This window comes from Alkalibacterium thalassium, assembly GCF_900101165.1.
Lineage (GTDB): Bacteria > Bacillota > Bacilli > Lactobacillales > Carnobacteriaceae_A > Alkalibacterium > Alkalibacterium indicireducens.
In genome coordinates, this window is record NZ_FNFK01000046.1 from 1 (window position 1) to 15545 (window position 15545).

A 15545-nucleotide genomic window follows, 5' to 3' on the forward strand; every position below is an offset into this window, starting at 1 on the left:
AGTTCAAGCTGCCAACTCTGTAAGACGATATATTCCTGAGTATGAAGCCTATTACCAGAAAAAATATAAAGAAGTACCGAAAACACAACACAAACGAGCCCTCGTCTTAACTGCACGAAAATTAGTGCGTCTGGTGTTTGCACTCCTAAGCGATCACCAACTCTATATCGCAAGATCGGAGGCGATAGAGTCTTAAGAGAAACTATTTCTTAAGGACGACTATCCGAAGATATAAACCGAACGTATTTTCGAATACGTGGCGGTTTAGTTCAGTGCACCCTTTTTTATGAAAATAGGTTGTCATTTTATAATCTATTCTCTTGACTTAACACCATAATGCTTAAATGTTGAGTAAACCCATTTAATTTCAATTTAAAATATTATACCAGATTCTATAGACTGATTAAAATAATATTTTAATCAGGTTTAATACAAAGTGTTTAATTATAAAATGCGACAATAAAATAAGTAGGTTATGATTCAAAAAAATAGAATTATAGGATGATTTATATAAAAAACTTAGTGTTTTGTTATTCTTGTTTTATCTTCATAGCTATTAGTTCATCTGTTCTTGCAGAATCAATTGTTGATCAAGATTTATTAGAAGAGTAAAATGAAAGTGATCCTAGAATCCAAAAAGAAATCGAAGGAAAAGAAATTCTTTCTATTACTAAGAAAGAGTAATTTATAAAAGGTAGTATAAATACCAATAGTAAAAAAGATAGTAGTAATGTTGCCACAGGTTATACATACAAAACCTTAGGCTTGCCTAATATTAGTGCTTCTTTGAGTGCTTCAGGACCATCTATTAGTTGTTGTGGAAAGAGAGCAACATTCGATCATACGTACAACCATACTTATTTTGACCATTAAAACCGGTTATATTAAAACTGCTTGAATGCCAATCTTATGCAATGAATCAGATATAAAGGGTACCGATTACTGAATTTAGTTAAATTAAATATATATCTTTCGTATAAATTGGTGTATATTAGTTAAAAATAAGTCTTTTGTATTGAACTGACTAAATCATCATAGTTTAGTATAAGCATTGATGAATCATTATTATGATAGGAGATATTGATTAATGAAAAACATAGGGTTATGGTTAATCCTCACATTAGTATCAGCAATCTTTCTATTTGGTACAGTGTCACTAATTTCAAACACCTCTTTTGTAAGTTTAAGAGGCGAATTTGAAATACTTCTAATCCTTATAGGGTTTTCTACGCTATTTTCGTCTCTAGTGGTCTGCACCAAAATCATTATAGACAAAACGGCTACTCCAGAATAGGGGTAGCTTTTTTTTATTTGCTGAATCGATAGTGTTTTAGATTAATTAAAAATAGCCTGAGTTATAGATAGAATATTAGTAGACTCCTCTAACGGCTTTTGACTTGATTTCGTTCCACTGAAAAACTGTTCAAAATTAGACATAATAAAAAGGCCAGGATATTAATGTTCCTGGCCTCATCTATTAACTTACTTACTTCTTGCGTCTGATTTTTTTCTTCTTTTTCTTCTTGTTGTTTTTCTTCGCCATGCCATTCAGTGCCATCTTACCGAGTTTACCTTTTACTCCGCCGCCCATCAGTTTATCAAGACCCGGTATGCCGCCCATGTTGCCTTTGGACATCTTGCTCATCATCTCTTTAGACTGCTTGAACTGCTTGATCAAGCGGTTGACTTCAGCGATGTCACGGCCAGATCCTTTGGCGATACGGCGTCTACGCTTCTGTGACAGGATATCTGGATTTTCACGCTCTTCCGGCGTCATGGACAGAACAATGGCCTTCATGTGCGCGATGTCTTTAGGGTCCATCTGGAAATCAGCCATTCCTGGTACGTTGCTCATACCCGGAATCATTTTAAGGATGTCTTGCATCGGTCCCATATTGGTCATCTGATCCATCTGTTCGATGAAGTCATTGAAATCATAGCGGTTTTCACGCATTTTAGCGGCCATTTCTTCAGCACGCTCTTCATCGACTTCCTGCTGAGCACGTTCGATCAGTGTCAGAATGTCTCCCATACCAAGGATACGGTTAGCCATACGGTCTGGATAGAATGGTTCAAGCGCTTCAAGCTTCTCACCAGTACCGGTGAACTTGATTGGTTTATTTGTAACGGAACGAATCGACAGCGCAGCACCCCCGCGGGTGTCACCATCAAGTTTCGTCAGGATCACACTGGTAATGCCTAAACGGTCATTGAATGAATCTGCTACATTGACGGCGTCCTGACCAGTCATGGCATCCACCACAAGGAATATCTCATGCGGATTGACGGCAGCTTTGATGTCTTCCAGTTCGTTCATCAGGTTTTCGTCGATGTGAAGACGACCGGCCGTATCGATGATGACGACGTCGCGGTCCTCATCTTTTGCCTGCTGGATCCCTTTTTCAGCGATCTCGACAGGACTGACTTGGTCTCCCATACTGAAGACAGGGATATCCAAGTCGCGACCAAGTGTTTCCAGCTGATCGATCGCCGCTGGACGATAGATATCAGCTGCGACCATCATTGGTTTCTTGTTTTCGTGCTTGCGTAGATAATTTGCCAGTTTACCGGCAGTCGTTGTCTTACCTGCCCCTTGCAGACCGGTCATCATGTAGATGGTCGGACCCTGACCTGGATCGGCAAAAATAATTTTCTCCTGTTCGCCACCCATCAGTTCCGTCAGCTCGTCGTTAACGATCTTGACGACCTGCTGGCCCCCGTTCAGGCTTCCAAGTACCTCTTCACCTAGTGATTTTTCTCGCACGGTCTTAACAAAATTTCTAACTACTTTATAGTTGACGTCGGCTTCCAGCAAGGCCAGTCTGACCTCACGCATGACGTCTTTTACATCCGCCTCAGTAACTTTTCCTTTCTTACGCAGTCCGGAAAAGGCATCCTGCAGGCGTCCTGTTAATCCTTCAAAGGCCATACCTGTTTCATTCCTCTCTCATTGAATCCAGACTGATCGCGTCTATCAGCTCGTGCAGACGCGTGTCTGATGCATGCTTCTCTTGAGCATATTCTTTTAATGTATCAACTGCGTCCTGTTTCTTGTCGAATTCTTCCACCAAGTGCAGCTTGCTTTCATAGTCCTGTAAAATAACTTCAGAGCGTTTGATGTTGTCATACACAGCCTGGCGACTCACTGAAAAAGCATCCGCGATTTCACCCAGTGAATAGTCATCACCATAATATAACTTCATGTATTCCTGTTGCTTGGGCGTCAGGAGCGGACGATAGAATGCAAAGAGACTGTTCATACGCAGGGTTTTTTCCAGTTCCATAATCAGTGGCACCTTTCTTGAGTTAAATCTCAGTTGTACAGTAAAAATAATTTAATTGGTCTGTGCAATCAGTTCCTTGAACAGGCCATAAGCGAATTTCTCAGTATCGAATGGATGAAGGTCGTTCATGGTCTCACCTAGTCCGACGAATTTCACAGGGATACCTAGCTCTTTACCGATAGCCAGGACGATTCCCCCTTTAGCCGTTCCATCCATTTTAGTCAGAACGATGCCTGTTACGTCTGTTGTTTCCTGGAATATCTTTGCCTGGTTCAAAGCGTTCTGCCCTGTAGTGGCATCCAATACTAGCAAGGTCTCGTGCGGCGCATCTGGAATTTCTCTTGAAATGACGCGTTTCATCTTCTCGAGTTCGTTCATCAGATTCTTCTTGTTCTGAAGACGTCCGGCTGTATCGATAAGCAGGATGTCAGCACCAGACTCTTGAGCAGTCTTGATTCCATCGTAGACCACAGCAGCCGGATCTCCGCCTTGTTTGGTGGAAATGACTTCCGCTCCAACACGGTCTCCCCAGATATGCAGCTGTTCGATCGCTCCGGCACGGAAGGTGTCGCCCGCAGCCATGACGACTTTCTTGCCTTTATCGATATACTGATGAGCCATTTTCGCAATCGTCGTTGTTTTCCCGACGCCATTGACGCCGACAAAAAGAACAACTGTCAGCCCATCTGGATTCTCGTTGAATTCGTGATGATCCGGATTGCTTTCGCCGTACATGTCGACCATCGTCTGTACGATGACGCGCTCAGCATCTTTCATGCTTCTAACGTTCTCAACTTTTGATTCGTAGCGGAGTTTTTCAGCAATCTGCATGGTCGCTTCAAAGCCGACGTCTGATTCGATCAGCAGGTCTTCCAGTTCTTCGAAGAATTCCTCATCTTCATAGCGGAAGTTCGCCAGCAGTTCGTTTAAACGGCGAGTGAACGACACACGGGATTTCTTCAGTCCTTTTTCGTACTGTTCGGTTTCTTTCTTGGTATCATCAGGTTCCAGTGTCGTGTCTTCGGCAGCGGAGTCTTCAACAACTTCCTTGACTTCATCCTCGACTACTTCCTGTGGTTCCGTCTGTTTTTCCGCCCCAGTAAAAGCGGATTTGATCTTGTCAAATAATCCCATAATGGATTCACTCTTTCTCTCACTTTTTATGACGCATATACAGTTAGTTTAACACATATTGTTCAATAGCATAAGCAACACCGTGCTCATCGTTGGATTTAGTGACAATTTGAGCGGCGTCTTTGACGATATCTGTCGCATTGGCCATCGCTACACCTGTGCCGGCTGTCTGGACCATCGCCAAATCGTTTTCCTGATCGCCGATCGCCATCATCTCATCAAGTGAGATATCCAGCAGTTCACTCAAAAGAATCAGGCCTTTTCCTTTGTCCACCGTCTTCGGGAGAACTTCGAGCAGATTATCCCGGGACTTCATGATCGTATAGCGGTCATGATACACCTGAGGGATGTCCTTGATTTTCTCATCCAGTTCCTCCTGGTGCCAGCACATGACGATTTTGTTGATGGCAAAGGATTCAGGGAAAGTGACCATATCAAGTGGTTTATAAGGCAGAGCCTTCATATGCTTGTGGTACTGAGACGGCTTGCCTTCTGGATAAGATGGTTCATAGACTGTATCCAGATCAATAAAGTTGCACGGCAGATCCAGGTCCTGACTTAACCGGTAGACGTCTTGAACATCTTCTTTAGATAAAGTGATTTCTCGAAGAGTTTCTCCAGTTCGTGTCCATTGGACCAGTCCGCCGTTATAAGTCAGACCCAGATCGCCTTCTTCGGTCAGATTGCAGTCTTCCAGTATCGACAGCATGCCTTTCAGTGGGCGTCCGGTAACCAGGACGATCTTCACGCACTGGTCCTTGGCTTTTTGAATAGCACGCTTGTTTTCTTCTGATACCTGGTGGTCACTGTTCAACAGTGTACCGTCCAGATCGATTGCGACTAGTTTGATTGACATAAGGTCCTCCTGTCAAGCTTGTTCGACGCGTTCATCCAGATCCTGAAGCTGAACGGATACCAGCTTGGACACGCCTTTCTCTTTCATAGTCACGCCGTAGAGCGAATCCGCTTCTTCCATGGTGCCCTTACGGTGCGTGATGACGATAAATTGGGTATCGGAAGCAAATTCGTGCAGGTAACGTCCGAATCGGGTCACATTTGCTTCATCCAGAGCCGCTTCGGCCTCATCCAGAATACAGAATGGGATCGGACGGACCTGTATGATCGCAAAGAGCAGCGAGAGTGCTGTCAAGGCACGTTCTCCACCGGACAAAAGACTCAGCGACTGCAGTTTCTTACCAGGTGGCTGTGCCACGATTTCGATCCCTGATTCCAGCAAGTCATCCGGATCGGTCAGGCGCAGTTCTGCCCGCCCCCCTCCGAACATACGTGGAAAGACGATCGCAAACTGATCTCTGACTTGACTGAATGTCTCGTAGAAACGTTTCTTGACTTCATTGTCCATCTGATCCATCGTGTCATACAGTTTTTCCTTCGCTTCAAGCAGATCCTGCTGCTGAGTGGCCAGGAATGAATGCCGTTCATGGACGCGCTCGTATTCATCGATCGAGCCGATATTGACCGGCCCGAGTTCTTCAATGCCTCGTTTGAGCAGTTTCACCCGTTTCTGAGTGTCTTCGCGGTCGATGTCGTCGGGCTGATTCAGCTTGGCTTCTTCATAACTGATCGTATACTCTTCAGACAAGTAATCCAATAGATGGTCGATCGACACATCCAGTCTTGAGATCTGAATGTCCAGCTGGTTTTTCTCGCCCTGAAGATTGGACCGTCGTTCCTGAAGGTCAGCTGTCCGCTCTTCCAGATCATTTACGGCTCTGTCCAGTTCGCTGTGCTCGGTCTTCAGTTTCTGTTCCGATCTGCGCAACTCGTCTGCTTCATCATTCAGCTGAGCAAGGCGGGCATCCAGGTCTTCCTTGGATTCTAGCTCCTCTCCGCGTTCCAGTTGATCAAGGTCCTCTTTAATTGCTGAGATGGCCTCTTCGACCTGAGCAATCTGATCAGCCAGACTGTCTCGACGGGAGCGGGTAGATGCAAGAGCTTCCCGGGCCTGGTTCCAGGCTTCCAGAATGTCTCCTTGTTCCGCCTGAAGTCGTTCTTTCTGTTCTTCTCTGTTTTCTTTTTCATCCGAGAGCTGATCCATTTCAGCTTTTAGACGGACCAGTGTCTCATCTGCTTCTGTTCGCTTAGACTGAACGTCCTTAAGTTGCTCGGACAAGGTGCTTTCTTCTGAGCTTGCTTCATTGACTTCAAAGAGCAGGCCTTTTTTCTCGCGCTCGAGACGTCTGACGGTCTCAGTCAGCTGAGACACTTCGTATTCCAGCTGCTTTTCAGCCAGACGCTTGTCTTCGCCCGACGCACGCAAGTCTTCCAGCTGTGCTGAAAGCTGGGTTCTCTGCTCCTGTTCTGTGCGGTTTTCTTCCTGTCTGAGTGACAAGGTTTTTTCCAGTTCGTCGATCTGAATGCGCAGCGCCTTCTCTTCTTTCTTCTGAGAAAAGAGGTGAGCGTTGGAGGAGCGCTTGCCGCCCCCACCAGTCATGGATCCACCGGCATTCATCACGTCGCCTTCCAGACTCACGACACGGACACTGTACTGGACCGCTTTAGCGATCGCATTAGCCGACTGAAGGTCTTTGGCCACGATAGTCGATCCTAACAGGTTCTTCATCACAGAAGATACCTTATCGTCGTAATGGATCAGCTCACTGGCGATTCCGATGTAGCCGTCCGTGTTGCCGGCACGTGAAATGTGATGTCCGGCAACCGAACGCGGTTTAATCGTTGTTAACGGCAGGAAAGTCGCGCGTCCGGCACGCTTCTGTTTCAGGTGCTGGATCGCATCTCTACCTGCTTTTTCGTCTTCGACAATAACGAACTGACTGGCTGCACCTAAAACGACATCGATCGCTTCCGTGTAGTCAGTCGGTACATCCATCATGTCTGCGACAGTTCCGACGATGCCATCCAGCTGATTTTTGGCTGTCATAACGGCTTTAACCCCGGCAAAGTAACCAGCGTAGTTTTCCTGCATTTCAGCCAGACTCTGCTGCTTGGCCTGAGCCCGGTGCAGCTGCTGCTGGAGCTGACTGATGCGGGAGGCTTTCTGTCCATAAGATGATTCAATATCATCCAGACGTGTTTTAGTCTCTTTAAACGAGCGAAGCAGATCGTCCAAGTCTGTCTTCAGTGCTTTTAGTTCTGCTTCCTTCTCTTTAAGTGACGCTTCGGTTTCAGCTAGTTTCTCCGTCACGTCTCTGACCGCTTTATTCTGCTTTTCTGACGACAGTGATGTCTGGTTCAGCTGTCTGGTTAGGTAAGTTTCTTCATTCTTTAATGACGTCTGTTCCTGCATCGCCTCGATATAATCGGCACGCAGGGCTTCCATCGCTTCTTCCTTGTTTCCAAGGAGGCGATTCAGCTGGTCTTCTTTCTGCGTGTAGTCCGTCTTCAACTGGCTGACCTGTTCAGACTGATCCACATAAACCTGCTTGACTTCGGCCATCTGGTGTTTTAGTTCCGACAGCTGACGTTCTTCACGTTCTAACAGTCCCTGTTTCTCGCTCAGGAAGGCATCCTGATGCTTTTCCTGTTCTTCAACCAGTCTTAAACTGGCTTCTGTCCGCTCGATCTGCTTGATGGACTCGATATGCTGGTCATGAATGGCGTCCCGTCTGGTTTCGACCTCATGGAGCGCTTGTTTCTTCTCTTTAATGACCTGAGTATTCGAATCGATCTCCTGAGTCAGCTGCAGAACATGCTTGGAAAATTGTTCGGCTTGTTCCTTACTGCTTTTCTGATCCTGAACATACTCGTCGATCTTCATGACCGACAGAGCAATATCCAGATCCGTCAGTTCTTCCTTCTGTTTCACGAAGCTTTCCGCAATATCTTTCTGCTCTTTAAGCGGTTCTAGCTGAGCCGTCAGTTCATACAAAATATCCTGAACCCGGTCCAGATTGTCCTGTGTCTCAAACAGCTTGCGTTCAGCCTTTAGTTTTTGAGTCTTGTACTTAAAGACACCGGCCGCTTCTTCAAAGATTGCCCGGCGGTCTTCGGCCTTGCTGTTGAAGATGGCTTCGACTTGCCCCTGAGAGATGATGGAAAAAGACTCTTTTCCTAAACCGGAATCCATGAACAGATCCACGATATCTTTCAGACGGCAGTTTTCCTTGTTGATGAGGTAGTCGCTGTCTCCGTTACGGTTGATTCGGCGGGTTACACTGACCTCTTCGAATTCCACAGGAAGAAAGCCATCCTGATTGTCTAAAACCAGGGTGACTTCCGCAATGTTTATTGACTTTCTCAGATCCGTACCGGAAAAAATCACGTCATGCATCCGGCCGCCGCGTAAGGTCTTGGCTGACTGTTCACCCATGACCCAGCGGATCGCTTCGATGATGTTTGACTTTCCGCTTCCGTTCGGACCGACTACCGCCGTGATCCCTTCCGTAAAGTCCAGAACCGTCTTGTCGGCAAAAGACTTGAACCCTTTAATTTCTAATCGTTTTAATTGCACGTGATCGTCTCTCCTTCATAGTATTCGACTGACGCATGAACACTACGACTCATTCGATTCTTCCAGCATATCAAGCGCCACTTTCGCTGCGGCCTGTTCTGCTGCTTTCTTGGAGCGTCCCACACCTTTTCCAAACAGATCGCCTTCGACATTGACTTCAACGACGAATTCTTTCTGATGGTCGGGACCTCTCTTGTCCACTACTGTGTACTCGATCGTCACTACACCATTACGCTGCAGCAACTCCTGTAAAGCCGTCTTGTGATCCATCCCATGAGAGAAAGCACCGGAATCAATTTTCGGAAATAAAATGGCTTTTAAAATGTCTTTTACGACATCCATCCCCTGATCCACAAATACCGCACCAATGAATGCTTCAAACACATCACATAAAAGTGACGGGCGTGTCCGGCCGTTCATCTGTTCTTCCCCTTTGCCCAGACGTACAAACTGATGAAGATTGTACTCCTTGGCCAGTTTAGCCAGACTCTCCGCTCGTACGATCGACGCACGCATGCGAGTCAGCTGCCCCTCAGGATGATTCGGGTATTTATGGTAAAGATATTCCGACACGGTCACTTCAAGTACCGCATCGCCTAAAAATTCAAGCCGTTCCAAATTTCTGATCTGTTCGTCACGATGATCATTCGCATAGGATGAATGGGTAAACGCCTCGATCAAAACTGACCGGTCATTGAACGTCACACCAAACTGATCGTAAACATGCTGAACCAACTTTTTCATAAACTTTTTCACCTCACTTAACCAATACTTCTTTAGTATACTTGATTTTATGCGAAAAATAAACACACGGTCGCATCAAGCTAGGGATTTTCTGAAATTCAGTATTCAGATTTTTCAATCTAGAGTAAGCATCATTGGCGATCAGTATAAGCGAAAGATGACCTTCAAGGGATAAGTATTGTCTCCTTGAAGGTCATCTGCAATTTAAAACGGCAACTCTAAATCTTCATCATCTTCATCACTGCTCAACTCATTTTCTTCCAGCAGTCCTTGTTCTCTGGCTTCTTCCATTGTTATGCTGTAATGAGCCCCTCCACTGGTATGACTTGCGATGAAGAAGTAGCTATCGCTATAAACAAAATCGTCAAAATTTTCCTCTTCAGATTTCTTCATATCGTCCCTCGCTTCGTTAATTTGAAACTATTGTATCATGAGTTGAATGGAATAAAATAGGTTTAGAAGATGAATAATAATCTAGCACTTAAAAACCAATAAAATATTTTGAGGATATTTTTTCATCATACCGTAAATATTCTCGAGTTATTTTATAAACTATTCCATAGAGAAGTGATGGTAATATTTATTTGATTCCAGGAAATTTCATCAGCATAATTGTATTTCTTTTGATACCTTGTCCAGTGATTTAATAATTCGCTGCTTTGAAAAATTTCTAAAAGAATTTCTTTGCCTTCTAAAAGTACATGGGTTGTACCTCTATGTTCTGCTGTTTCATTGAGTGCATCAGCTAATGATTCTCTATCTAACTGGTCCCCATGAACATTTAGTAGAATGTAAATGTCGTAGTAATCCCTCATGCGTGTATTTGCAGTTGATCTTGTGATGATGGTCTCTAATTTTTCGGCTATAACTGTTTCTAGATTATATGAAAGAACATTTATATTTCTATCCTCCAGCAATAACTCGTACTTATAGGAAATTTCTTTGGGGGTGATTTTATCCCCTGTAGTTATATCTACTTTTATGGGGACTTTTGTATTTTCTAAAAGCGCATTAAGCGATATCCTGAATCCGTCATACTCATCGTCGGCTCTTGTTTGTTCTATTTTGCTTACTTCCATATAGACCCCGTCACCCACATACACAGCCAGTATAGTTTTGAGTGCAGCCTCTATAGATTCTAAATTAACAGGGAAATGCTTTGCTGTAACATCCATATCGATGGTAGATCGCTTGTTCTCACCTACCATCGCCATTACCAACATCCCACCTTTCAATATAAATTTATTCTTGTATTCAGATAAGGAAATTCTTTCAAGGAGTCTTCCCAGCATATAGTTTCTTAGGAGGACCTGTGCATTCACATTATCTTCTTTTGCCCTATTTCTAATTAAGTCTTTGACTTGTCTTAAACTTTTCATAGCAACATCTGCAAATATTCCCTTAGAATACTTTCTATATTTAATTTCTTTGCGTATCTTAATAAGAGAGGGATGTTTTTATCTTTCAGACTAAGATATCTTTTTATAGATTCAGTCAAGATAGCAGGATCCATGTTCTTTCGATTTCTAATAATATCGCAAATCGTTCGTTCTTTATTGTAAGCTTTAATATCTCTACCAAACATTGTCTTCATGTCTATAGCACCAAGTTGATGAAGTGATTTTTTTACGGTGTGAATGACAAGACCGTCTTCTTTGAGATGAGTCGCATTATATCCAGTTGGGACGGTCACAGTTAGTTCAAGAGGATCTCTGTCGGTAAGATCATGCAGATATAATGCTGTTTCATGAGAGAAAATCACTCTTTGGTTTTTCGCTTGGATACGGTACATCTCGTCATCAAATGTAGCTGGACTCAAATATACGCCTTGAGCTACTCGTTCCAGTTTATCTTCTTTAGTGAAAATAGTGAGATACTGTCTAGGGATCCCTGCATTAACGACATCTTTAGTCAAGACTAACCCGTCACTATCATTTAATAAGTCTTCTAACATCTCTCGATAATCCATTCTTCTCACGCTCCTTTTACATTCTCGCTATAATTATACTTAATATTAGCGTAAATGTAAAAAATGAGATTCTAAGTATTCAGCTAGATTTTATACTCGTACCTTAGAGTACTATGTTTCGATCACTAATGGTAAAATTTACTTTGCTATGGCTAATTAGTAACCTATCACTTCTTTTGATACAACACTGATCAGTTCTTTATCGATATCTTCTGTATTTTTTACATAAGCTATATTAAGCTTTGGGTTAAATAGTCCTATGGTTTCAAGTTTTTCAAAGTGTTCTTTGTGTATGGATCTCAACCCCATAAGGTAATACACGAGTATTTGTAACGTGTGTTTTGAAGAAATAGAATTTTTCGAAACTTTTAAGTCCCATAACGTCTTTGAAGTCAAGAAATCTGCATCTCCTGTAGTAATTTTCGAAGAATAACCCTCTTCAAAAGTAAAGATTCTTAAGATGATTGGTCCGTTGTCTTTGAAGAAATTGACTGTTCTATTAACCATGATTTTAATGTCCTCGATCGATTCATCGCTAGGCATAATATTTTCTACGGGTTTATAAGTAGCAGGACCCGCTCTAAATACCGTATCAAAACCGACTAATTTGCATGCATTGACTATTGAACGGCTGTCAAGGCCGTTGATGTTCTCTAGTAATTCTATAGCTTGAGTATGCTTTTTTATGAACTGGGCACCTCTAAGATTAATGTAGAATACATCTTTCTTGTTGTTTCTTAGCATTAACCGTGTAAGATAATCCACTGCCAAGCCAGTAATAACAGGTGACAAAAACTCATCTTTTGTATTATTTAATTCAAAATCATCCTCATATTTAAACTTATCCATTTGCTTCACTGGCAAATAGCCACCATATGGCTGCTTAACTTTTCTTGTTCTACTTGTAACTGATACCATTTGACACCTCCGTATTTGTCTATTTAATAATCAACTAAACACTGTAGATAATTATTTTTTTCTTAAATAAATCTCAATGTTATTAAATAAGAAAGTAATCGTCAATTTCCATTTTGTTATGAAGTATTTTATCATCGGCCACTCCGACTTTCCTTGCTAAATCGATTGATCCGTTAAGTTTTAAGTCTATATTAATATTTAATCTGAAGGAGTATACTTGCAGCTCTCCCAACTCAATATATTTATTTATTTGCTGTTCATAAATTTCTCTATGAGTTTTGTCTAGCTTCTCTATATGTGTGTTCAACTTCATTTGGTAATCATCTAAGAGTTGCCGTTCTTTTTTGTTTAGTACTTTTTTCCCTAGTCCTTGTATTGTAGATAGAGTGATTGAACCAATTACGGCGCCAATGACTGGAACTGGTATCACAGCTTGACCAATTGCAGCTCCAATTGCAGCGCCAGTAGAATCAGTGGCATTTAGTACAAGCAAGTCAATAAAATCATCATCGTCAATCTTTCCGGTTCGGTACTGTATAACGGCCCTAAACAAGCCATACGTTCCCGAGGTAATTGCACCGGCACTCGGAGCAGAGAGGTGAAGTACATTAGTCAAGCCATATATGGAGTAACCTGTAATACCGCCCTTAAGCGAACCTTCACCTACTTTTAGACCAGCTTCTTTCCAGTCTTCTGACTCGAATTCCCAAACTTTTTTTCCTTCCTTATGTCTATTGTAGATAAAGACGGATAGATTAAGTCCCCCTTGGAACGCTGCACCCGTCGCTGCTACTTTATGAGCTTCTGAGAAACTAGGAGCAGCTTTCTTTTGAGCAGCTACCTGTTCTTTCTTAGAGTTGCTCGAGATTTCTTCTTGATCATGTTCTGAATCACGGAGTATACTCTCTTTACTGCTATTTAGGGTTTCTTGTATGTTTTCTTTTTGAACTTCATCATATTTCAATTCTGACGCGTGAATCCATTTATTGTATGGTTCGTTCCGACGTATACTTTCGTCTTCTATCAGAGATCTTATTTTATCTATTTGATTCGGTAATAATTTTTCATTATTAAACACTATATCGGTATCACCGCGCATAATCTTATTGAATAGTTCGGCCTGATCACTCGGATACATCATGGACATGTCACTATAATTACTCGCTAGTTTTAACCCTTCTGTGGGGTTTCTATAAAACTTCATTTGTATATCATTTGAACCTATTTTCAAATCCGCAGGACCATTATTATTAATGACTGAAACAGTTTCTTGCATACCTGTATATGCATTTCTGGCGTTTCTTATGCCTTCTTCAGCAAATTCAGCTATAAACCCATTTACTCCAAATGGTCCTCCACGTTGACTGTCTATTAATTTTTCTATATTACTTGTAGAACGTTCAATATGACTAAGTGCATCAAACTTTCGACTATCCAGTTCAGCCAGTTTTTTTGTTTCTGCCTGTAGAATGGTATTTATGCTACTCATTAGTTCTGACAATCTTATAGAGTTAAGGTAATCTACATATGCTGCTATTCCTTGATCCGTATGTTTATATGTGTCTACATGACTAATCATCTAGTTTCACTTCTTTATTTATTAATTCTGCCAATGTCAAAGTCGAATTAACTAAGATTCCTGCTTGTATCTTCTCGTTGTCACTCAACATGTTATAATCATCTTTTTTTAATTGCTTATTTAAATCGTAAACACCTTTCATCTGTCTGTGAGTGATATTTATTAAAGCTTTGATTTCAGCATTCATATTATTAAATTTACGTATGGCCTGTTCAACATTTAATCGTTCTTCTGAAGCTGCTTTTGCTGTTTTTTCATTTTTATGACTGGCATATAATCCCGTTCCAACTGAAGCAGTCAACATGGTCCCGGCGATCCCCCAACCGATTGGTCCGGCAAGTCCTAGAAGTACACTTCCAGCTGACATGCCTCCTCCGCCAGCAGCTAAAGCTCCCCCGCCAAGCCACGCAAGTGCAGCATTGTGAGCAGCTGCTCCAGTAAGAGCTGAAATAGCTGTTCCAGTGGAGGCAGTACCGAACGTTGTCGCAATCCCCATAGCAGCTGTCGGTCCCATTGTTGCAACGGCAACTCCTAGGGCACTCAAGGAAGCTCCAGCGCCTGTACCACCTGCAGCCTTCTTTGCTTCTTTTTCGGCTTTTATAATCTCAGCTTTTTTATCATTAAACGTTTTTATTTCAAGCTTTGTTTTTTTTAGACTTACTTCAAATTCTTTAGGAGTGTTTGCTAAAGTATTTATTTTATTTTCAACTTTTGATACTAAAAACATGGCAAGATCTCTTTTTGCGTAGAGTTTTTCACTGTAGGTATTCAATTTATCTGCTGTTTTCTCGTATCTTTCAACAGTTTCATTATATTGTTCTATGGCTTGTTTTCTCAGGTATGATTTAAACATTCTGTTACCTACTTTCTCATGTATCATATATTTTTTTATAGACTCTCTATCTTGTTTTATGGTGACGAGAGAGTTTTGTCTTCAAAATTATCTAAATTGATATATTAAAATAAATATCTCCTAAAACAGTATATTTTATTTTATTCAATCAGGAACTAGCGCTTAATATGAAATCGCTTTCTAAAAGCATTGAGTAAATAGGCGTAAGATACTGTGATATACTAGTATAACTTACACCTATTGTTGTGGTAATAGTATCTTAATACTATTTAGACTGATTCTCCATCAATAAAGTAATCAGCATCTAAGCTTTTAACTCAAGTTTTGCAGTTAAAAAATAGCCTTTGACCCTTGGTGTCATTGACTTGGTACCGATTATTATGCCGCTTTTGATATTTGATTCAGCTGATTTTCTTTTAAAAATGGCTTGAAGAGTTCCGGTAAACTATCAAAGATAGTATCTAACAAGTCTTGAACATGTTGTTCAGATAGTACTAACTCGTTCATTAATGTCTCTTTCAGACAGGCCATTACGAGAAACAGCGATTGCGCGAATCGAATGTTCTCCATTTCATCACAGCACAAATAAAACAGCTCACCGATGGTGCGCGGATCCTTCTCTTCACGGGATA

Annotated in this window: 12 protein-coding genes and 2 pseudogenes; 1 reads left to right on the plus strand and 13 read right to left on the minus strand. The window is 41.9% G+C overall.

Going from position 1 to position 15545, the window contains the following annotated elements; translation table 11 throughout:
- Positions 1–196 (plus strand): annotated as a pseudogene (locus BLR76_RS08810) (IS110 family transposase); the annotation flags it as partial.
- A 1290-nt stretch (positions 197–1486) separates the two neighbouring features.
- Here BLR76_RS08810 and ffh read toward each other — a convergent pair.
- The 13 genes and pseudogenes from ffh to BLR76_RS11855 all read right to left on the minus strand — a co-directional run.
- The gene (gene ffh, locus BLR76_RS08820; protein ID WP_091268177.1) at positions 1487–2929 is read right to left on the minus strand and encodes a signal recognition particle protein; all 1443 of its coding nucleotides are present in this window, start codon (positions 2927–2929) and stop codon (positions 1487–1489) included.
- 7 nt (positions 2930–2936) lie between these two features.
- Positions 2937–3284, minus strand: a complete 348-nt coding sequence (locus BLR76_RS08825; RefSeq protein ID WP_091268181.1) for a putative DNA-binding protein — start codon at positions 3282–3284, stop codon at positions 2937–2939.
- A 51-nt stretch (positions 3285–3335) separates the two neighbouring features.
- Entirely contained in the window at positions 3336–4418 is a 1083-nt protein-coding gene (gene ftsY / locus BLR76_RS08830; protein WP_091268184.1) for a signal recognition particle-docking protein FtsY, read from the minus strand.
- Between the two features lie 43 nt (positions 4419–4461).
- The gene (locus BLR76_RS08835; protein WP_091268187.1) at positions 4462–5274 is read right to left on the minus strand and encodes a Cof-type HAD-IIB family hydrolase; all 813 of its coding nucleotides are present in this window, start codon (positions 5272–5274) and stop codon (positions 4462–4464) included.
- Positions 5275–5286: 12 nt separating this feature from the next.
- Positions 5287–8850, minus strand: coding sequence for a chromosome segregation protein SMC (gene smc, locus BLR76_RS08840; RefSeq protein ID WP_091268190.1), 3564 nt, complete (start codon positions 8848–8850; stop codon positions 5287–5289).
- A gap of 42 nt (positions 8851–8892) precedes the next feature.
- The gene (rnc, locus tag BLR76_RS08845) at positions 8893–9594 is read right to left on the minus strand and encodes a ribonuclease III (RefSeq protein ID WP_091268192.1); all 702 of its coding nucleotides are present in this window, start codon (positions 9592–9594) and stop codon (positions 8893–8895) included.
- A gap of 204 nt (positions 9595–9798) precedes the next feature.
- Positions 9799–9987 (minus strand): hypothetical protein, encoded by a 189-nt coding sequence (locus BLR76_RS08850; RefSeq protein ID WP_091268195.1) that lies wholly within the window; start codon positions 9985–9987, stop codon positions 9799–9801.
- A gap of 152 nt (positions 9988–10139) precedes the next feature.
- Positions 10140–10973, minus strand: coding sequence for a nucleotidyl transferase AbiEii/AbiGii toxin family protein (locus BLR76_RS08855; RefSeq protein WP_091268198.1), 834 nt, complete (start codon positions 10971–10973; stop codon positions 10140–10142).
- Entirely contained in the window at positions 10970–11563 is a 594-nt protein-coding gene (locus tag BLR76_RS08860) for a type IV toxin-antitoxin system AbiEi family antitoxin domain-containing protein (protein ID WP_091268244.1), read from the minus strand. Before BLR76_RS08860 ends, BLR76_RS08855 begins: the two co-directional genes overlap by 4 nt.
- A 156-nt stretch (positions 11564–11719) precedes the next feature.
- Positions 11720–12481, minus strand: a complete 762-nt coding sequence (locus tag BLR76_RS08865; protein ID WP_091268247.1) for a hypothetical protein — start codon at positions 12479–12481, stop codon at positions 11720–11722.
- An 82-nt stretch (positions 12482–12563) separates the two neighbouring features.
- Entirely contained in the window at positions 12564–14060 is a 1497-nt protein-coding gene (locus tag BLR76_RS08870; protein ID WP_091268250.1) for a hypothetical protein, read from the minus strand.
- A complete protein-coding gene (locus tag BLR76_RS08875; RefSeq protein ID WP_091268253.1) occupies positions 14053–14913 on the minus strand; it encodes a hypothetical protein in 861 nt (286 codons plus the stop codon). The genes BLR76_RS08870 and BLR76_RS08875 overlap by 8 nt, the downstream gene beginning before the upstream one ends.
- 378 nt (positions 14914–15291) lie before the next feature.
- A pseudogene (locus BLR76_RS11855) lies at positions 15292–15545 on the minus strand (hypothetical protein); the annotation flags it as partial.